The organism is Leuconostoc rapi, assembly GCF_016908715.1.
GTDB lineage: Bacteria > Bacillota > Bacilli > Lactobacillales > Lactobacillaceae > Leuconostoc > Leuconostoc rapi.
In genome coordinates this window covers 170,972-190,050 of the sequence record NZ_JAFBEK010000003.1, presented here as the reverse complement: position 1 = coordinate 190,050, position 19,079 = coordinate 170,972, and the positions used below count along the sequence as shown (strand labels likewise).

General features: G+C 37.4%; 20 protein-coding genes and 1 riboswitch. Of the genes, 1 reads left to right on the top strand and 19 read right to left on the bottom strand.

Annotation, left to right across the window (positions count from 1 at the left end):
- Nucleotides 1-48: 48 nt before the first annotated feature.
- The 17 genes from glnA to JOD28_RS04655 form a co-directional block, all read right to left on the bottom strand.
- Nucleotides 49-1,395, bottom strand: coding sequence for a type I glutamate--ammonia ligase (glnA, locus tag JOD28_RS04735; protein WP_204769720.1), 1,347 nt, complete (start codon nucleotides 1,393-1,395; stop codon nucleotides 49-51).
- A 50-nt stretch (nucleotides 1,396-1,445) separates the two neighbouring features.
- Entirely contained in the window at nucleotides 1,446-1,781 is a 336-nt protein-coding gene (locus JOD28_RS04730; RefSeq protein WP_204769719.1) for a MerR family transcriptional regulator, read from the bottom strand.
- A 115-nt stretch (nucleotides 1,782-1,896) separates the two neighbouring features.
- The gene (gene polA / locus JOD28_RS04725; protein ID WP_204769718.1) at nucleotides 1,897-4,578 is read right to left on the bottom strand and encodes a DNA polymerase I; all 2,682 of its coding nucleotides are present in this window, start codon (nucleotides 4,576-4,578) and stop codon (nucleotides 1,897-1,899) included.
- Nucleotides 4,579-4,651: 73 nt separating this feature from the next.
- Nucleotides 4,652-5,371 (bottom strand): Bax inhibitor-1/YccA family protein, encoded by a 720-nt coding sequence (locus JOD28_RS04720; protein WP_204769717.1) that lies wholly within the window; start codon nucleotides 5,369-5,371, stop codon nucleotides 4,652-4,654.
- A gap of 183 nt (nucleotides 5,372-5,554) precedes the next feature.
- Nucleotides 5,555-6,889, bottom strand: a complete 1,335-nt coding sequence (gene murC, locus JOD28_RS04715) for a UDP-N-acetylmuramate--L-alanine ligase (RefSeq protein WP_204769716.1) — start codon at nucleotides 6,887-6,889, stop codon at nucleotides 5,555-5,557.
- On the bottom strand, nucleotides 6,882-7,031 hold the full coding sequence (locus JOD28_RS04710; protein ID WP_204769715.1) for a UDP-N-acetylmuramate--alanine ligase: 150 nt from the start codon (nucleotides 7,029-7,031) through the stop codon (nucleotides 6,882-6,884). Before JOD28_RS04710 ends, murC begins: the two co-directional genes overlap by 8 nt.
- 1 nt (nucleotide 7,032) lies before the next feature.
- Entirely contained in the window at nucleotides 7,033-7,689 is a 657-nt protein-coding gene (ytpR, locus tag JOD28_RS04705; RefSeq protein WP_204769714.1) for a YtpR family tRNA-binding protein, read from the bottom strand.
- An 85-nt stretch (nucleotides 7,690-7,774) separates the two neighbouring features.
- Nucleotides 7,775-8,449 (bottom strand): 5'-methylthioadenosine/adenosylhomocysteine nucleosidase, encoded by a 675-nt coding sequence (locus JOD28_RS04700; protein ID WP_204769713.1) that lies wholly within the window; start codon nucleotides 8,447-8,449, stop codon nucleotides 7,775-7,777.
- Between the two features lie 112 nt (nucleotides 8,450-8,561).
- A complete protein-coding gene (locus JOD28_RS04695) occupies nucleotides 8,562-8,858 on the bottom strand; it encodes a hypothetical protein (RefSeq protein WP_204769712.1) in 297 nt (98 codons plus the stop codon).
- Nucleotide 8,859: 1 nt separating this feature from the next.
- Entirely contained in the window at nucleotides 8,860-9,411 is a 552-nt protein-coding gene (locus JOD28_RS04690) for an NUDIX hydrolase (RefSeq protein ID WP_204769711.1), read from the bottom strand.
- Nucleotides 9,411-9,635, bottom strand: a complete 225-nt coding sequence (locus JOD28_RS04685; protein ID WP_013103919.1) for a cold-shock protein — start codon at nucleotides 9,633-9,635, stop codon at nucleotides 9,411-9,413. Before JOD28_RS04685 ends, JOD28_RS04690 begins: the two co-directional genes overlap by 1 nt.
- Before the next feature lie 74 nt (nucleotides 9,636-9,709).
- Nucleotides 9,710-11,158, bottom strand: coding sequence for an NCS2 family permease (locus JOD28_RS04680; protein WP_204769710.1), 1,449 nt, complete (start codon nucleotides 11,156-11,158; stop codon nucleotides 9,710-9,712).
- A gap of 43 nt (nucleotides 11,159-11,201) precedes the next feature.
- Nucleotides 11,202-11,296: riboswitch (purine riboswitch) on the bottom strand.
- Nucleotides 11,297-11,354: 58 nt separating this feature from the next.
- Nucleotides 11,355-12,266 (bottom strand): glycosyltransferase family 2 protein, encoded by a 912-nt coding sequence (locus tag JOD28_RS04675; RefSeq protein ID WP_204769709.1) that lies wholly within the window; start codon nucleotides 12,264-12,266, stop codon nucleotides 11,355-11,357.
- Nucleotides 12,267-12,364: 98 nt separating this feature from the next.
- Complete coding sequence (tagD, locus tag JOD28_RS04670) at nucleotides 12,365-12,796, bottom strand: glycerol-3-phosphate cytidylyltransferase (RefSeq protein ID WP_204769708.1); 432 nt, start codon at nucleotides 12,794-12,796, stop codon at nucleotides 12,365-12,367.
- Between the two features lie 20 nt (nucleotides 12,797-12,816).
- A complete protein-coding gene (locus JOD28_RS04665) occupies nucleotides 12,817-13,776 on the bottom strand; it encodes a glycosyltransferase family 2 protein (RefSeq protein ID WP_204769707.1) in 960 nt (319 codons plus the stop codon).
- A 36-nt stretch (nucleotides 13,777-13,812) separates the two neighbouring features.
- Nucleotides 13,813-15,006, bottom strand: coding sequence for a UDP-galactopyranose mutase (gene glf, locus JOD28_RS04660; RefSeq protein WP_204769774.1), 1,194 nt, complete (start codon nucleotides 15,004-15,006; stop codon nucleotides 13,813-13,815).
- Between the two features lie 205 nt (nucleotides 15,007-15,211).
- Nucleotides 15,212-16,222: a hypothetical protein gene (locus JOD28_RS04655; protein WP_204769706.1), complete on the bottom strand. Its 1,011-nt coding sequence runs from the start codon at nucleotides 16,220-16,222 to the stop codon at nucleotides 15,212-15,214.
- A 277-nt stretch (nucleotides 16,223-16,499) separates the two neighbouring features.
- On the opposite strand from JOD28_RS04655, the gene JOD28_RS04650 reads away from it, so the two are divergent.
- Nucleotides 16,500-17,569, top strand: a protein-coding gene (locus JOD28_RS04650; RefSeq protein WP_105451717.1) for an IS3-like element IS1163 family transposase whose coding sequence is annotated in 2 segments (ribosomal slippage) — nucleotides 16,500-16,728 and nucleotides 16,728-17,569 — 1,071 coding nt in all. Because the reading frame shifts where the segments join, the coding sequence is not laid out codon by codon here.
- Here JOD28_RS04650 and JOD28_RS04645 read toward each other — a convergent pair.
- The gene (locus JOD28_RS04645) at nucleotides 17,553-18,062 is read right to left on the bottom strand and encodes a hypothetical protein (protein ID WP_204769705.1); all 510 of its coding nucleotides are present in this window, start codon (nucleotides 18,060-18,062) and stop codon (nucleotides 17,553-17,555) included. The genes JOD28_RS04650 and JOD28_RS04645 overlap by 17 nt on opposite strands.
- 177 nt (nucleotides 18,063-18,239) lie before the next feature.
- Complete coding sequence (locus tag JOD28_RS04640; RefSeq protein ID WP_204769773.1) at nucleotides 18,240-19,016, bottom strand: DUF4422 domain-containing protein; 777 nt, start codon at nucleotides 19,014-19,016, stop codon at nucleotides 18,240-18,242.
- Nucleotides 19,017-19,079 lie beyond the last annotated feature (63 nt).

The following is a 19,079-nucleotide window of genomic DNA, read 5'->3' as shown; positions in this document are numbered from 1 at the left end:
AAATGTCGTGGCTTTCGTTTGATGCGTTATATATTAGGGGCCAAGTTTTTAATAGTTTTCAAAATAGGCGTCAGTTTCCCATTGCGATACAAATTGACGATAAGAGGTATACTCAATCTTTTTAGCCTCAATAAATTTATCTGCGATGTGATTACCAATTGCTGAAATGATCACATCATCTGCTGCAAGTTCACGGACGGCAGCAAGTAAAGTATCTGGCAAATCAGTAATACCAGCTTTTGTGCGTTCTGTTTCATCCATCAAATAAATGTTTTTATCAACAGAAGCTAATGGTTCTAGCTCGTTTTTAATACCATCCAACCCTGCTGCCAATACTGCCGCTAGAGTAGTATAAGGATTAGCTGTTGCATCAACTGAACGCAGTTCTAAACGTGTTGACTTACCACGTGACGCAGGGACACGCACCATTGGCGAGCGGTTAGATGCAGACCAAGCAACATACACTGGTGCCTCAAATCCAGGCGTTAGTCGTTTATAAGAATTAACAGTTGGATTTGCCAGTGCTGTAAATGCTGTAGCATGCGCCAATATGCCACCTAAGAAATTGTAAGCTGTTTTTGACAATCCCATTTCATCTGATTTATCTTCAAACACATTATCGGCATCACGGAAAAGCGACATATTTGTATGCATACCCGAACCATTAATACCAGATACTGGCTTTGGCATAAACGTTGCGTAATAACCATTTTTACGGGCAATCGTCTTGACAACTAGTTTAAACGTCTGAATATTATCTGCAGCCTCTAAAGCAGAAGCGTACTTAAAGTCAACTTCATGTTGCCCTTCAGCAACTTCATGATGAGCGGCTTCAATTTCAAACCCCATCTTTTCTAATGTTAAGACAATTTCACGACGAACATTTTCGCCTTTATCATGCGGTGCTAAATCAAAATAACCACCCTTATCATTAAGTTCAGTCGTTGGGTTACCATTAGCATCTAACTTAAATAAGAAAAATTCTGGTTCAGTACCTACATTGAAAGCAGAGAACCCGGCGTTTTTAGCTTCCTCTAAAACATGGCGTAATGCATGACGTGGATCACCAGCAAACGGTTCACGATCTGAAGTGTAGACATCTGCAATTAAACGCGCCACATTACCACCATGGCCATCAGTCGCCCAAGGGAAAATCATGAATGTCGATAAGTCAGGATATAAATACATATCAGACTCATTAATACGAACAAATCCTTCAATAGATGAACCATCGAACATTAAATTATTATTTAATAATTTATCCAACTGAGATGTGGGGACCTCAACATTTTTAATTGCGCCAAGAACATCTGTAAATGTTACACGAATAAATTCCACATTTTCGTCTATAACTAATTGCTTGATTTCTTCTTTAGTGAATAACTTTCGTGCCATGATTTCCCTTTCTTCATAAAGCCCTTACGAGACAACAGTTGTCATTACAACTAACGATCGAAGCGGCCAATTTGAGCAAACTCTTTTTGCAACGATCGCCGTAATGCTGATTCTGAATCTTGTTTTTCAACTGCTTTCCGACGTTGTTTTGCAAAAATTTCCTGAATGTCCTTTATCGAATCACCAGCATCTAGAAAATCCCTAATCTCAAGTAAACGATCAACATCATTTAAAGAAAAACGACGCTGTCCTCCCTTACCGCGGCTCGGGTTGATCAGTTCATTTTGTTCATAATAACGAATTTGTCGATCGGTTAACAATGTGAGATCACGTACCGTGCCAATGGGTAAAATCGCTAAATTCCTTCTCAGCTCGCGTTCGCTCATTTAACAACCTCCGTTAACATACTCTTATTTTAATAGATATTTAGCAGTTATGCAAATATGTGTCAGGTTTTATGACATGGTTGTTAAAATAAAAAAACGCCATATAGGCGTATCTCTATTTTGCATCATACCAGGTGTTACCAGAATGGCTCTCGACTAGCATGGGTACATCCAACACCACGGCGGAATCCATCACGCGTGTAATTAATTCAGACAATTCTTCTATCTCATCAGTTGGCGCTTCAAAAATAAGTTCATCATGAACCTGTAATAACATACGTGCTTGCATGCCATTTTCTTGTAGTGCCTCAGCTACTTTAATCATTGCTATTTTAATAATATCTGCTGCTGATCCTTGAATCGGCGAATTCATTGCCGTACGTTCTGCAAAGCTACGCAAATTGAAGTTTTTTGAACTGATCTCTGGTAAATATCGCCGACGTTTAGCGATTGTTTCCACGAAGCCCTGTTCATGGGCCTTTGCTTTAATTTCGGTCATCCACTCGTGGATTTGAGGAAATTCCTTAAAATAAGTTTCAATAAAACGTTTCGCTTCAGCACGTGAAATACCCAAATTATTGGCTAAACCAAAATCAGATATACCATAAACAATACCAAAGTTAACTGCTTTTGCCGTGCGTCGCATCAATGCATCGACTGGGGTGCTATCATCTAGTCCAAAAACGGCACGAGCTGTCTCTGCATGAATGTCTTCACCATTTAAAAAGGCCTGCTGCATATTTTTGTCGCCAGTCATATGCGCTAAAACACGCAATTCAATTTGTGAATAGTCGGCACCAAAAATTTGCCAGTCTGGTTGACTAGGAACAAATGCCGTTCTAATCTGTCGACCTGCCTCTGATCGCATCGGAATATTTTGCAAATTAGGGTCAATTGATGAAAGTCGTCCAGTTTGTGTTAAAGTTTGTAAAAATCGTGTATGAATTTTACTATCTTTTTCATGAACAACTGATAGTAGACCTTCAACATAAGTAGATTTCAATTTGGCTAGTTGTCGGTATTGTAAAATATGATCAACGATTGGTGCTTGTGAAGCAAGCTTTTCTAATACATCTACAGCTGTTGAATAACCAGTTTTTGTTTTCTTAATTACTGGCAAACCCATTTTTTCAAAAAGAAGAACACCAAGCTGTTTTGGAGAATTAATATTAAAGACCTCACCTGCTTCAATAAATATCGCTTCTTTGATGGCATTAATGCGCTCTTCAAGTGAAGTCCCAATATCACGTAATCGAGTCTGGTCAATTTTAATCCCACGGTACTCCATATCGGCCAATACATGCGCAAGCGGCAATTCTATTTCGGTATATAGATGCGTTTGTTCATGATCTTGCAACGCAGCAAAAGCAGGCTTTTCGAGTTGCATCAAAACATCTGCTTTGTGCGCTAAATGCACAAGCACTCTTGACGTCTCTTCTGGTACCGCATACTTGGCACCCTTACCGTAAATATCTTCATCTGGTGTGACATAAAAATCAAATCGCTGTGCCAAAGTTGACAATTCGTTATCGTTATCAGTTGTATCGAGTAAATATGCAGCTAATAAGAAATCAAATTCAGCACCCTTTAACGTGATTCCAAGACGTTTAAATAATACAAGTTGCGCTTTAACGTTGAACACATTTTTAATAATGGCAGCATTTTCAATCACTGACCTGAGTTCTGGTCTTTGTAATAATGATACATCGCGACTACCATAGTAACCTGTCGCCGGACTGCCTATTACAAAGCCAATCATGTCATCAATATGATAATTTGATCCAGCCATCTCTATATGTACCGCTATTTTATTACCTAGCATGGCTACCGCTTGTAGGTTATCTTCCTGTAATGTCACGACGTTAATCACTTTCTCAACAGGAGTTTGACTGCCTATAATTTGACCAGATTTTTGAAGTGCTTTAATTTTTGCTAATTGTTGCTTAAAATCTAAGTCTTCATAAAATAGGACTAACTTATCATAATCAATATGACGATATTCAATTTCTTCTAGAGGTAATTCTAGGGTAGCATCTGTTAAAATCGTTGCTAATTGTCGCGCACAAAAGGCTGCTTCACGATCCTTGATTAGATTTTCTTTCAATTTTGATTGTTTCATATCATCAATATGTGCATATAAATTATCAATATCATGATATTCAGCTAGCAATTTTAAAGCAGTTTTCTCACCGACCTTTGTGACGCCTGGATAGTTATCCGACGTATCTCCGGTTAGCGCCTTTTTTTCAATAATTTGTAACGGCTTTAACCCAAACTTTTCCATAATATAACTTGGTGTGTACTGTTCAATTTCTGTCACACCTTTTTTTGTGACATTAACAGTCACCTTTTCAGTTGCAAGCTGAGTGAGGTCTTGATCTCCGGTAATGATTGTGACTGAATACCCCGCTTGTTCACCCATACGAGAGAAAGTACCAATAATATCATCCGCTTCTAACCCAGCCTGTTCATAGTTTCGCAAGCCATGCAAAGCTACCATTTCACGTAAATATGGAAATTGCTCTTTAAATTCTGACGGTGTTTTTGATCGACCATCCTTATATTCTGGGAATAAATCACCACGAAAAGTCTCTTTACCAGATGCCGCATCCCAAGCAACAACCGCTAAGTCTGGTTGCATTGGGTCAACAATCTGATCTAAGAAATTATTAAAGGCAACAAGCGCATTTGTATGCAACCCTTTGTGTGAAATCATCCGATCCAGTTGATTATACATAGCGTAAAATGCACGAAAAGCAAGTGAATTGCCATCAATTAAAAGTAATTTTTTTGTCATTTTATATTCCTTTACTATGTCTAGTGTAACAAAAAAACAGCCCTAAGGCTGTTAAATTTAATACGATTTCTACCTAGTTTCGAGAGCCACCAGCAACACCAAATATTCGAATCAAAGCAAAGAATAGGTTGACAAAATCAAGGTACAATCTTAATGCACCATTGACAGCTAATCCAGTTGTATCCGCTTGACCAGCAAATTGGCTGTACATGATTTTCAAATTTTGATTATCATAGGCGGTATACAGAGCAAAGACAACGACACTTGCAAGCGACAGTAACAATGATACGATACCGCTATAGAAGATCATATTTACAACTGAAGCAACAATGATTCCGATTAAAGCACCGAAAAGAATCGATCGCATACCAGTCAAATCACGTTTCGTAAATACACCATACAAAGCCATACCACCAAATACTGCTGATGCAGACACAAATGCCATAACAACAGAAGCACCCGTGTAAATGGCTAACAACAAGCCAAACGTCAAGCCTTCAACGACCGCAAATGCCATAAGCAACCCGAAAGCGCGTGCTGGATTTTTAAAAGTAGCACGCCCAATCATAGTTATAATTAACATCTGAATACCAATAAGGGCTAGTGCACCGATAAGATTACCCGCAAGTAACGCAATGGCTTGTTCCAAAAAGAATTTTTGTACGATAAACCCAGTAATAGCCGTGACCATAACAGCTATTCCCATGAAGGTATACGTTTGTTTGAAGAACGCACGCATACCTTCATCCATGCCTGTCACATCCCGACGCGCATTAATATTAAAATTATCCATTTGAGTCTCCTCACATTACATATATTCCCCAGTTGTTTCTTCAAGTAGTATTAAGTTACTACAACAGTTGCCATTTCTGGTTAGTTATATTATACCAGAATGTCTATTAAACATATACTAAAACACTTAACCACAATATACTTCTGGCTACTTAAGAACAACCCGCAAAATCCAATAATCAGCTTATTGTAAATCAGTACGTAATTGACCTAATAACTTTTCATACGCAAATTCATATTTTTCAATATCACCTGCACCCATAAATACCATGACAGCATTTTCATAAGGCATGAGTAAACTCATATTATCTTCTTCAATGATGCCACCAAACTTACTAATTTCTGCACCAATTTCTGCTGAAGTTACTGCGCCTGCCTTTTCTCGTGCTGAACCAAAAATGTTGGCTAAATAAACTTTATCTGCGGCTTCTAAGCTCTTAGCAAATTCATCCTTGTAGGCAATCACACGTGAATACGTATGCGGCTGAAAAATCGCAATAATTTGCTTATTAGGGTATTTTTGACGAGCAGCATCTAGGGTTGCATCTATTTCTGTAGGATGATGTGCATAATCATCAATCACGGTAATATCAGCGATTTGTTTCTCACTAAACCGACGTTTAACCCCTTGGTATGTCATTAAGTATTGCCGAATTAACGTGAGATTAACTTTTTCCATATACGCAACGGCAATGACTGCTAAAGCATTTAAAATACTATGTTGTCCGAATAAAGGTACTGAAAATTCACCTAATGTCTCACCGCGAAATACAACAGTAAAATGAGACCCTTCGGTTGACTTATGAATATTTGTCGCCACGAAATCGTCTTTATCGCTGTTTGTACCGTAATAATAAACATCTGCTTTAGGGCGCAACGATCTCAAACGCTCATCATCTCCCCAAGCAAAAATTGCCTTTTTAACATGACTAGCAAAATCAGAAAATGCGTGCGTTACATCTTGAATATCTTGGTAATAATCTGGGTGATCAAAATCAATGTTGGTTAAAATAGCATAGTCAGGTGCATAGTCTTTGAAATGCCTGCGATACTCATCTGCTTCAACAACAAAAAATTGTGAACTAGGGACGCCTCGACCTGTACCATCCCCAATAAGATAAGAAGTTGGTGCAATATTTTTTAATACATGTGCTAATAAGCCTGTCGTTGAGGTTTTACCATGCGCACCAGCAACGGCTATCGCGGTTGTTTGTTCAATCTGCTCTTGCACGGCTTCAGGATACGAAATCATGCGAACCCCCAATGCCAAGGCTTGCGCAACTTCAACATGATCATCGGAAAAAGCATTACCACGAACAAAAACTGCCTCACGATAATTGGCGATATTATTTTTATTGAACGATAATATTTTAATACCAGCTGCCTCTAATGGTGCCTGTGTATATGTATAAGTATCAATATCGGAACCCACGACTACATGTCCTTGATCGTGTAAAATTTGTGCTAGAGGGCCCATACCTGTTCCTTTAATACCAATAAAATAATATGTTTTAGACATGACTTCCCCTATCTTGTTCAAAAATAAAATATTGTAGCTCGCCTTTACGCAATTCAAATACAAGCCTTCTATACTGCGCAAACTCACCATTAAATGTGCGATAAACGCGTGGTGCGTTTTGTAATTTATCTTGTGTACGCATTTTAATAATTCGTGTCCACTAATCCAGAAGTATAGAGAGACTGTGCCTTCTTAAAATTAAAAGGTTCTCCAATCTCACCAAAATTTTCTGGTAGCACTAACGCACCAGGTTTTTCAGGCGCGCCAGGTAACTGTAACTCACGTCCAGAAACAATCATGCCACTTGAAGCAACACCACGTAATTCACCCGACCAAATTAATGCCCCTGACGGCATCATTGTGCCAGGTTGCGCCACAGCAACTTTAATACCAACTTGCATGTTAGGCGATCCGGAAACAATTTGTAATGTTTTGTCTTCACCAACTTCAGTTGTAGTAACATGCAGATGATCTGAATCGGGATGAGGCGTCATACGCTGGACACGACCGACAACGAGCTTTGATGCAGATGATGTCAACTCTGCTTTAAACCCTGCTTTTTGAATCTCGTCATTAATGATATTGATTTGTGTATCGTTTAAATCAACGGGTCCAGACTGCTTAGTTAAGCCCAATTTTTCGCCAATCTCTGCGATGTTAAACCCTGTAATATCGCCAGTTTCAATATTCTGGATGCAAGTCACTTTTCCCTGAGTCGTGACACTTTGTGTGTTAGCATTTGGTTTGAGAATAATCACTAGAATATCCCCACTTGCTTTTAAATTATAAGTTGTTATCATTTTTTTATTCCTTAAATCAGTCGTATTATTATGGTATCATAGGCATTTTTAAAACACAAAAGACCGCTCACACGGTCTAATGACATTAGCTTTGACTATCAAGATAGGCTAACAATAATTTGGCTGATGCTTTTCCAGCCTCTATAACATAGTCATCAAACACAATCCCTGAATCACCATCTGCTAGATCTGAAACGCCGCGCAATACAATAAATGGTGTATTGAATTGATAAGCCACTTGTGCCACAGCGGCAGCTTCCATCTCAGCAACCAGTGCTTCAGGAAAATGCGACAAGATACGTTGCTTAGCAGCCATTTGAACAAATTGATCACCTGAAACAATTAAGCCTTCTTTGACAGCAGTCAATTTTTCAAACGCTTTAACGACTTGTGCATCAGCTTCAAAATACAATGGTTTATTAGGTAACTGACCAAATTCATAACCGAACACTGTGACATCAACATCCGAGTAAGCAATTCGCGTGCCAATCACTTCATCGCCAATTTTTAGTTGTGGATCTAACGCGCCTGCTGAGCCAGTGTTAACAATTAAATCTGGTTGGAAATTATCAATCATCACTGTTGTTGCTGAAGCAGCTGCAACTTTTCCAATCCCGGATTCTGTCAGAATCACTTCATGCCCATTGTACTGTCCGTGCGTAATTTCTGTGCCACCATGCTGCTTAGTCGTTATATTCTCTAATGCCGCAATTAAAGCAATTTTTTCTTCCGCCATCGGCGTGATAATTCCAATTTTCATGTTTCAAATATCAAAAACTAACGTTCACGGTAGCCAAAATAGCGATTATTGGCTACCACATACTGTCAGTTTTATTCCCTTTCAAATTTTAATAGTTAAATAATTCAAGTGATTAGTGCACCAAAAAGAAATATGCGTACGTGATAACAATCAGTAGTAGTAATATGATAATTGCCATGTTATATCGATGAGTCAAACGGCTGGATTTCCCTTGTGGCGTTAATTTACCATCGGACCCCAATTCGTAGCGACCTTTTCTTGTTAAACGCATTTCTTCACGCGTTTCAGGTTGAACAACAGTAAGCTGTGCAGGATGTGCCTTAGCATATGCTCGCTCGACCTGTGCCCGTTCTTTTTCCCGCCTTTTTTGCGCTTTTTTTGCAGCTCTTCGCGATAATTCCTCTGACATACTAACCTCTTAAATAAGACCAATACAAAAATGCGAGTACTGTCTTCTGATCGTTGAGCTTTCCAGCTTCAAATAATATTTTCATTTCATCAAAAGAGATTGTAATCAAATCTAAGGATTCTCCTAAGTCTCTTGGTAATTGCTTGCTAAGCGCAATAGGTTTAAGATCACGCGCCACGTAAACATGCATGTAAGCATCTGAAAAACCAACCGTTTCAAAAAATCCCATCACACGTTCGATCGTACCCGCAGTCATACGTAATTCTTCATTAAGTTCACGTTCAACAGCGTGCTCTGATACGGCCAAATCACGTTCATCAAGCTTGCCAGCTGGTATTTCTAGTATAAAATCACCAATGGTAGCGCGATATTGTTTTTCAATCACCATATGATCAGCATCAATGAACGGCAAGACCGCTATAGCTGGTACGTGCCGAACAATATCACGTTGTGATTGATGGCCATTGTACAGATCAACATTTTGTTTTTCAACACTAAATATTGGTCCTTCATAGACAATTTTTGAATTCGTCACTTGCTCGCGTTCTGCCATTATATTTCTGACGCTTTTTTCATGACTGGCTGCACTTGAGCCGCTTGGTAATTCTTGTACCCTTGTACCAGTTGATAAGTCACTTTTTCACCTTGATTGAGCGACTTGAAACCATCCATATCTATACCATTAAAGTGTACAAAGACGTCTTCGCCACCTTCATCGGGAGTAATGTAGCCATAGCCACGTTCTTTTTGCCAAATTTTTACTGTTCCTGTTTTCATATACTTATTGTATCAAAAAAACCGCCAGTTAGGCGGTTTTGTTTATCATGCTAGCAAAAAAATTTAAAAAGACATTACATAAATGCCAGTACAATAAAATTGATTAAGAAAAATAGCGATACAATCAACAATACTGGTGAAATATCTTTAAACTTACCTAAAGCTACTTTAACAATAATAAAGAGCAGGAAACCAGCGGCGATACCATACGAAATTGAATACGAGAATGCCATGAAAACAGAAGTGAAGAAGGCTGGTATGGCTACCTCCAAATTTTGCCATGATACTTTTTTAAACTCCCCCATCATCATGATACCAACTAAGATTAATAATGGTGATGTGGCAGCTGTTGGTATCACACCAACAAATGGTGCAAAAACAATCATTAACGCAAAACCAATCGCTGTCACAATATTAGCTAAGCCTGTGCGTGCACCTGCAGCAACGCCTGTGGCAGATTCAATAAATGTTGTTGTGTTAGACGTTCCAGCAATACCTGCAAATGCAGTGGTGAACGTATCCACAACTAGCGCCCGATCCATTTTTGAGTTAATACCATTATCAGACTCGAATGCTTGTGTATCTTTTTTTGAAAAAATGCCAGTTTGATTACCAATCCCGATCAAAGTACCAATGGCATCAAATAAACCAGTCAAACCCATAGCAAAAATCGTAATAATTGCCAACGAGGCATGGTGCCAATCAGTAAACAACGCACCAATACCGTTTGAACCAAATGCTTGACCGAATACATGTCCCAAAGAACCAAAAGCAGAACCAATTGACGTGCCTGGTTGAATATGAGGGTTAGTCACGCCCATTGGGATACCAATAATTGTTGCCGCTATTAAAGTAATTAAGAACGCACCGGGTACTTTCCGAATAACTAAAACAACCAAAATAATAAAACCAATTAAAGCTAATAGCACAGCAGGATCATTAAATTTTGCTAACTCTGGTGTGACACCACCATTTGCTAAAATTGCATGTATACTGTCTGTCTCTTTTCCAGTAAATGGCTTATTATTCAGTGTCTTAATATTATCAGGGTCAACAATAAAATTAATAAACCCCGCATTTTTAAGACCAATATAAGTCACAAACATGCCGATACCACCACCAATGGCAGCTTTTAATTCTTCCGGAATACCCTTAACAATAGCACGACGTCCATGTGTCAAGGTAATTACGATATCGACTACACCGACCAAAAATACAATTGCTAGTGCTTGTTGCCAAGTAAAACCAAAGCCAAACACAATTGTGTAAGTAAAATAGGCTTGCATACCAATACCAGGTGCAAGAGCAAAGGGCACGTTAGCAAATAGTCCCATAAACAACGTGCCAAACACAGCAACTAAAATAGCTGCTAAGAAAACAGCCTGCTGTGGAATACCCGCTTGACCCAGAATTTGTGGATTTAAAAAGAAAATATAAGCCATTGACACAAAAGTTGTCATTCCCGCCACAATTTCACGACGAATTGTTGTTTTGTTTTCAGTTAGTTTAAAAAAATTAGACATGCTATTCTCCCATATACGAAAAAACCGCCCACCATAAACGATAGACAGCTCTAACATTTATGATAGTCCAACATTGGTGTTGGCTAGAAACAGTCGGCCATTATCCGACACTATATCACATACTTCTAATATATTATAGTTTAGCACCACAATACTTAAATAGACAAGTAGCTATTGTATTGCGATACATAATTTTTTAAGATAAATACTCTATTTGTGGGTTAAATTTTAAGCCACGGTATGTCCCCTTGATAATAATTAATAATTTTCTGCCACGATACGAAACGCCTGGTGATAATAATGTTCTTAACAAATCCAGCGCACTGTGTACCAAAGTTTTTAACATTTTTGATCGTTTATGCCGACGGCGTGATGTCAAAATGCGATTACGATACTCATACAAATATCTTGGTAACCGTGCATCTAATTTTTCACCCACAATGTCCCCTGGTTTGGCATTAAATTGGCTTTCATGAACAACAATTGAATCTTGGACATAATAGCCACTCATTTGTTGTGAGGCGCGTTGTGTAAACTCCATATCGTCACCCCAAATAAAATATTCTTTTTGCGGCAAACCAATCTGTTTAATCAATTCACGTTTAAAAATTGTCGACACAAATGTCGCATTTTTGATTTGTACCCAGTTTTCTGTCCCCGAATAAATACGATCACGATGACCTGTCATAGTACCCGGAATATTCATTTTTGCAAAGTTGCCATCCACCCAAGTCACTTTACTGGCGCCCCAGCCGGCAGACGGATTAGCCTCAAACATGCTTAATAGTTTGCCCAAGGCATTTTCTGATGGCATAGAGTCGTCATCCATGACCCAAACGAACTCATCAGATGTTTTTTCATAAAATTGGCGCATACCCTGATTAAATCCACCAGCACCACCAACATTTTCGGATAAATGAACAACAATTAGACGTCTATCCGAAAGTGTGTCCAAGTACGCTCGTGTCCCATCACTGCTGGCACCATTAACAATAATGAGATGTTTTAACGCCTGAGTGCGTTGATTCAAAACTTTTTGTATCGCCTTTTTCAATAGTGGTAGGCGATTATATGTCACAATGACAGCTGAAACTGTTACTTCACTCATATTGTTTCCTTTTTACGGTATCAGTTTTTACAATTCTGAATCATATATCATAATAAAAAAGACATTACCTGTCTTTGTTTTAGATTTATCAGTATACATTAATTGATTTTAGATTCATGATCTGTTGCCAAATCTTTCGTATTCAGGTCTTTTTTAATCTGTGTCGTTGAAATTTCTGGCGTTCGTGCCAGATAAACAACATTAGCATCCGTTTGCTCTTGAATAAAATCGAATTGACCAGCCCAATCATCCCCCATAACAAAAGTATCTACTTGATACAGTTTAACGTCAGATGTTTTTTGATTCCATGATTCTTCAGGAATGACCAAGTCAACATAACGAATGGCTTCTAATAATTGTTTGCGTTTTTCGTATGAGAAATAAGTTTTTTTCTGTTTGGCGTGCCAATTAAACTCATCAGTCGATAGCGCAACAATTAAATAGTCACCCATTTCCTTAGCACGTTTCAACAAATTGATATGCCCATAATGTAACATATCAAAAGTACCATATGTAATAACTCTTCTCATTTTTGATAATCCTTTTTAAATTATTTTTCTTCTCGCGTAATATAAATTGGTCGATGTTTTGATTCTAAAAAGATTGCTGCAATATAGCGGCCAATGACTCCCAGGCTCAATAACTGTATCCCACCAATAAATAAGATAATGGTTACCATTGAAGGCCAACCATCGACACTGTTATTATATACTAAAGCACGTATCACAATAAATGCTGCGCTCATTAGCGAAATAATAAAAGACACAAAACCCAAACCAGTTATGAGTGTGAGTGGGAACGTTGAAAATGAGACAATGCCTTCAATAGCATATTTTGACAATGACCAAAATGACCATGATGTAATACCAGCAGTCCGTTCTCTATTTTCAAATGGAATGTACTTTGTTCTAAACCCTACCCAACTAAATATCCCCTTACTAAATCGCTGATTCTCACTCATTGATAAAATGGCATTAACCATTTGTCGTGTCATGACACGGTAATCACGCGCCCCATCAACCAGTTGTGTTTCACTGATTTTATTCATCCATACATAAAATTGTGCTGAAAACCATGACCGTATTTTAGCCTCACCTGCACGGTCAGCACGCCTTGTCCCTACAGCATCGTAATCACCATTTTGAACTTCATGTAACATTTGTGGTAATAATTCTGGTGGATCTTGTAGGTCAACATCCATCACAGCAACATACTGCCCAGTGGTTTGTTGCAAACCAGCATAAAGCCCAGCTTCTTTGCCAAAATTACGAGAAAAACTAATATAATGAACATTTTCATCTCGCTGAGCTAATTCACGTAAAATACTAAGTGTGCTATCTGTCGAACCATCATCAATAAAATGATAATGTATTGTAGCAGTTAGATTAGTTTTTAAACTTGATAACGTTTCATAAAAAGTTTGAATGGTTTCCTCCTCATTATGAACCGGAACCACAAGTGATAATACATCTGCTTTTTCAATTGAATAGTTGCGATTATTCTCTGTCATTTTTGATCCTATTTTTTATGTACGCCCACTTCGGGCTTATAATTCAATGTTATCATGTGCAAAATTAAAATCAGCACTGATATTAAACTCTTGACGCACAGTATTCAAAACATCGTTTAGCACTTGATCCATATCAAAGTAGCGATATTTTCCTAACCGACCACCAAATATGATTTCTGGGTGGTTTTGTCGTGCTTCTTGCGCATATTGTTTATATATTTTCGTGTTCTTATCATCATTGACTGGATAATATGCTTCTTTTTCACGATGCCACTCTTGTGGATATTCCTTCGTAATAATAGTCTTACCAGCATCTGCCAGACCATCAAAATGTCGCCATTCCATTACTCGTGTATAAGGTGTTTGCGCATCTGTATAGTTAACTACTGCATTGCCTTGATAATTGTCGGAATCAATGACTTCATGTTCGAAACGTAATGATCGGTACTCTAATTCGCCAAATTTATAATCGAAAAACTGATCGATCATCCCTGTATACAACACACGTGGAAACTCTGACAATAGTGTCTCTTTATGATCAAAGAAGTCAGTATCTGTCATAACATCTACTAATCCTTCTGACTGCGCCAGCATACGCTCAAAGATTTGCGTGTAGCCACCCACTGGAATACCCTGATAACGATGATTAAAGTAATTATTGTCATAGATAAAACGAACGGGTAGACGCTTGATAATAAAGGCAGGTAATTCCGTTGCTTGACGTCCCCATTGCTTTTCAGTATAGCCCTTAATTAACTTTTCATAAATATCTGTGCCAATGAGAGAAATTGCTTGCTCTTCTAAATTACGTGGTTCGCGATTGCCCAAGTCTTTCAATGCTGAAGCCTTTTGCTCGGCAATTTTAGCTTGTGCCTCATCCGGTGTCTTTGTGCCCCACATTTGATAAAACGTGTTCATGTTGAAAGGCAAATTATATAATGTCCCCTTGTAATTCGCAACAACTTGGTTCTGATACCCGTTGAATTCAGCAAATTGACGAATATAATCCCATACTTCTTTGTTATCAGTATGAAAAATATGGGCACCAAAATCATGAACCGTAATGCCATGTTCAGTGTGTGTATGCATATTCCCAGCAATATAGGGACGTTTTTCAACGATCAAAGATTTTTTACCACGTTTAGCTGCTTCATAAGCAAAAATCATGCCAAACGGTCCGGCACCTACAATTAAATAATCATAATTTTTTGTATTAAATTTATTTGTCATCATGTCTCCATTATACCTGACTAACTGCATTGATTGTCTTTGTTAGTAATATAAATTTATAAGCTTATAATCTTATTTCAATTTTAAAAAGTATTTTTAATATTAAAAATACTTTTTAAATTATACCATATAATCAATTTTTCAAATAGTAACCGATAAATTTAGACATTTGATAGATACTGATTCTCACTAACCTAGTTATTTTTCACTGTTTTTCTTGCATCAAAACATAAAATTCATCTTTGTAATTTCGAGAAGTCGTACTAATTTTATAATTTTCAAATAGTGATTCCCGTAGATGCTCATCAATAGCACCACTAATTTGTCGATGTAATATCTTTTTATTATTTGACGGCTGTTGTCTTAATCTAATAATGACAAAATTAACTTTTTTGTGATTCATACTATGTTCAAAAGATTGGTACATTTGTGGCAGCTGCTCATAATTCATATTCAATTTATGCCAATACTTTGTTTGAGGTACGACTCTCGTCGTCAAAAAGAATCCCTTATCTATCGTATTAATCAATATTAATTTAGGTTCCTTCTTACCCATTTGATGTCGCATAAAGTAGGCAAATTGTGGTTGCGCCATATATTGATGTCCATCAACTGATTGGGACGCACGCTTAAGCACTAAACGATTGAGGTTTTGGTTATTTACAAACGGCATCAACATTACGAGTAATGAAATGATAATTTTAATGGGTAACTTAACGCGCCTATCATCTACTTGACCAGGTATTTTAAATGCCATAAGTCTAATTAAGGCAACCACAAAAAACGGCATCCAAATAACATTATAGTAATTAATCACCCAGTGCTGTAATGCAACAAATACTAACGCACTTGGAAACATAAGAACTTCTATTATAATATTATCGCGCCTATAAAGCGCTTTAACCCATCCTAATAAAATAATAGCAGCAATAATATAATGAGTCTGAATTTCTTTAGCTAGTAGAAATAGTATTTGCCAAAACTGCATTAGTTTGGTTTGATCTGTTTTACCATAAGACATCATATTTTGGACAAAATAAATTTGTATTAAATCATTGACAGCATTATGCATCATAAAATAGATTAACACAATCATAGTAACGCTCAAAAAACCTAACAACGAGACGGTAACAACTTGTAATAGTTTTATGAACTGCTTACGATAAATCAACACGCCAGCCGTCCAAATGAAAAATGCTACAAAGGAACCAATCATAGAATACTTATTCCAAAAAACAAGGCTTAAGTTTAGACCAAGAAAAAAGAACGTCTTCAACGTTATACTTGTAACATCCTGTTGGAAATGAATAATTACATAAAGAAGGTATAGAACAGAGGTAAACGCAAATTCTTCTGGAGAGCCACTGAGGCTGAATGCACTTGTAGATAACAAGGCAAAAGGTCCGAATAAAGCCTGCTCCTATCCTAGTATTTGGTACATAAATTTCTGAACAGTTGTGCCATAATTAATAAAACAAGATAGGAGCATTCCAATGAAACGATATCAAGATGATTTTAAAGCCAGCATTGTGAAGATGCATCGTGAAGAGAAAAGATCTATTCGCTCGCTTTCCGAGGAATACGGTGTTTCTCCAGCCGCAATTCATAACTGGGTTAAAGACGCTAAATCAGTTGAGCTAGAAGACGGTACTGAAGTAACGTCCAAAGAATTCAAACAACTTCAAAAGGAAAATCAGCGATTAAAGGAGGAACTTGAAATTTTAAAAGCTGCGGCGGTGTTACTGGGAAAGCATTAGGACGAATTAATTGCCTTGTCTTCATAGAAGATCAGTTATTACGACACCGCTTATCAATTATTCTTTCGGCACTGAAATTACCGCGCAGCACCTATTACCATTGGAAAAGATATCAACCTAGTCAACACGAACGTGTTGATAATCAGCTCAAAGAAAAAATTAAATTGATTTGGGAAAATAATTATCGTGCCTATGGTTATCCACGAATAACGATGGTGCTTCGCAAGTCAGGCATCTGTGTTGGGTCAAAACGAATTTTACGATTAATGAGGGAAATGGAGATTCACTCTTTAATGAATCGGCGATTTAAAAAACCTGGCACTCATGTGGATCATTCGCAACGCCCCAATTTAATCAAGCACCAGCCCAATGCAAGGATATGGCGTGCTGACATTACTTATTTGGAATTACGTCCAGGAACCTGGGTTTATCTCAGTTCTATTTACGAACCAAAGGTTCATCAAGTTCTTGCTTTCAAGATTGGTCGTCAGATGGAGGCGACGTTAGTTGTAGAAACGATTAATCAGGCGCTTGAATGTCATCAAAAGCCACAATATTTTCACTCTGACATGGGTTCACAGTACACCAGCAACGAAGTTGAAACTTTACTTGAACGGCATCAGATTAGCCACTCATACTCAAAACAAGGTTATCCTTATGATAATGGGCCAATCGAAGCTTTTCACTCATTGTTGAAGAGAGAGTTTGCCTTTCAAACAACTTTTTCCAATTTTGAGGACTTGGTAATCCGAACCTCAAATTACATCAGTTGGTTTAATTCCGACAGAATTAGAACGAGTGTTTAGAAAAAGATGTGCCATTTATTGACATAGGAGCAGCCAGCCATTCTGGTGAAGAAACCTTATCTTTAAAATCACTCGCAATCTTAAACGTCAAAATATAAACAATTAAAACATTTATGGCTTGTAAAACAAAAACACCTAAAAAACTCGTTTCTTTAAAAAGGGCCCCTAGTGCAAAAATAGCATATAAAAACGGTCCTCTTTGTTCAATAACGTCTTTATATGGCACTAAACCATGAATAACGGACCTACCCATAGTCATCATAGCGTTACTATCATCCCATGGATTAGTTTGAAACAATGGAGAAGATCCAATTGTTATTAAGCAGGTAATAGCAAGAATAATTAGTGGTAACCAAGGTATTCTCCCAATATGTTTTTTTAATTGCATGTTCATCATCCCCATCAACATATCATGTCGATTATAATTATTCTTTGCTTTTTTGGTCAAAAGTTTTTCAATAAATGTTACGCTGGTTAATTTAATGCCAATCATTGCCTCTGTTATTGTACATCAAAATCCAATTTTAATTACTTTATTATTTATTTAAATAATAATCATTATATTTTACGTCACATTATCAAATAAGTTAAATGTACTAACTTTTATTCAGTAACAACTTCACTGCTTTTTTGGAATATTTAGATTCTTCGCATTTACTTTTTTAAAATCTCAAATCTGGCGACCAAATCCAATTTTCCTTGCTAAAAATTTCCCACCCTTTAGTAGCCAATTTTGCTTCTCCATAAAAACAACAGGTACTTCAGTATAGCTGATGTGGTTCTTTTCTAGCCAGACATCAAGCAATCGTTCACTCAAAAAACCATAAACGCGTTTTTCATAAATATCCCAATTGACAACATCTGACTGTATTTTTTGTTCGACTGCAAACAAAATCTCAAATAACCAGTCAACGTAGGCATCATACTCAGTACGAGGCATAATAAACATATTAAACATATGCGCCCAAGTTCGTGACATATTATGATCATAAGCTGTTAAATAATCTGGCTGCTTGATGGCAATAACCTTACGTAAAACGTCTAGCGCGACACCATGATGCGCATGACGATAGTGTGATTCACTGCTCTCAATCCAATAGCGTCTTTTTTTAGGTACAATCACACTTTTTTTTGATAATAAGGCACGTATTGCTGATTCATCTAAAATTTTATCACTATCTTTTTGCTTTGAGAATGAGAAAAAACGACGATAGTGTACTAAACCAATAATGTCAGCGTCACTATTATAACGCGCCCAATACAACGCTGTTAATTCATTAAAATATGGATTTTTACTAGAAATCTCGCGTCCCGTATTATCTTGAATGAAACCATCAAACCTCTTTGCAGATAGCGCCGCACCAACTTGTATTGGTGTATACATTGCTTGAGATGGCATGGAAACCTTCTTGTGTGCCGCTACTAAAATTTGAATTTTTTTTTCCATCATTACACCAAGTTTTTCCTCTGACTTACAAAAAGCACCTGACTGAGACATGAACTTCTCTCA

Excerpts from the sequence above, each read along its gene's own strand:
- glnA (WP_204769720.1), bottom strand. The coding sequence starts at position 1,395 with ATGGCACGAAAGTTATTCACTAAAGAAGAAATCAAGCAATTAGTTATA.
- JOD28_RS04730 (WP_204769719.1), bottom strand. The coding sequence starts at position 1,781 with ATGAGCGAACGCGAGCTGAGAAGGAATTTAGCGATTTTACCCATTGGC.
- polA (WP_204769718.1), bottom strand. The coding sequence starts at position 4,578 with ATGACAAAAAAATTACTTTTAATTGATGGCAATTCACTTGCTTTTCGT.
- JOD28_RS04720 (WP_204769717.1), bottom strand. The coding sequence starts at position 5,371 with ATGGATAATTTTAATATTAATGCGCGTCGGGATGTGACAGGCATGGAT.
- murC (WP_204769716.1), bottom strand. The coding sequence starts at position 6,889 with ATGTCTAAAACATATTATTTTATTGGTATTAAAGGAACAGGTATGGGC.
- JOD28_RS04710 (WP_204769715.1), bottom strand. The coding sequence starts at position 7,031 with ATGCGTACACAAGATAAATTACAAAACGCACCACGCGTTTATCGCACA.
- ytpR (WP_204769714.1), bottom strand. The coding sequence starts at position 7,689 with ATGATAACAACTTATAATTTAAAAGCAAGTGGGGATATTCTAGTGATT.
- JOD28_RS04700 (WP_204769713.1), bottom strand. The coding sequence starts at position 8,449 with ATGAAAATTGGAATTATCACGCCGATGGCGGAAGAAAAAATTGCTTTA.
- JOD28_RS04695 (WP_204769712.1), bottom strand. The coding sequence starts at position 8,858 with ATGTCAGAGGAATTATCGCGAAGAGCTGCAAAAAAAGCGCAAAAAAGG.
- JOD28_RS04690 (WP_204769711.1), bottom strand. The coding sequence starts at position 9,411 with ATGGCAGAACGCGAGCAAGTGACGAATTCAAAAATTGTCTATGAAGGA.
- JOD28_RS04685 (WP_013103919.1), bottom strand. The coding sequence starts at position 9,635 with ATGAAAACAGGAACAGTAAAAATTTGGCAAAAAGAACGTGGCTATGGC.
- JOD28_RS04680 (WP_204769710.1), bottom strand. The coding sequence starts at position 11,158 with ATGTCTAATTTTTTTAAACTAACTGAAAACAAAACAACAATTCGTCGT.
- JOD28_RS04675 (WP_204769709.1), bottom strand. The coding sequence starts at position 12,266 with ATGAGTGAAGTAACAGTTTCAGCTGTCATTGTGACATATAATCGCCTA.
- tagD (WP_204769708.1), bottom strand. The coding sequence starts at position 12,796 with ATGAGAAGAGTTATTACATATGGTACTTTTGATATGTTACATTATGGG.
- JOD28_RS04665 (WP_204769707.1), bottom strand. The coding sequence starts at position 13,776 with ATGACAGAGAATAATCGCAACTATTCAATTGAAAAAGCAGATGTATTA.
- glf (WP_204769774.1), bottom strand. The coding sequence starts at position 15,006 with ATGACAAATAAATTTAATACAAAAAATTATGATTATTTAATTGTAGGT.
- JOD28_RS04655 (WP_204769706.1), bottom strand. The coding sequence starts at position 16,222 with ATGATTGGTTCCTTTGTAGCATTTTTCATTTGGACGGCTGGCGTGTTG.
- JOD28_RS04645 (WP_204769705.1), bottom strand. The coding sequence starts at position 18,062 with ATGATTGGCATTAAATTAACCAGCGTAACATTTATTGAAAAACTTTTG.
- JOD28_RS04640 (WP_204769773.1), bottom strand. The coding sequence starts at position 19,016 with ATGGAAAAAAAAATTCAAATTTTAGTAGCGGCACACAAGAAGGTTTCC.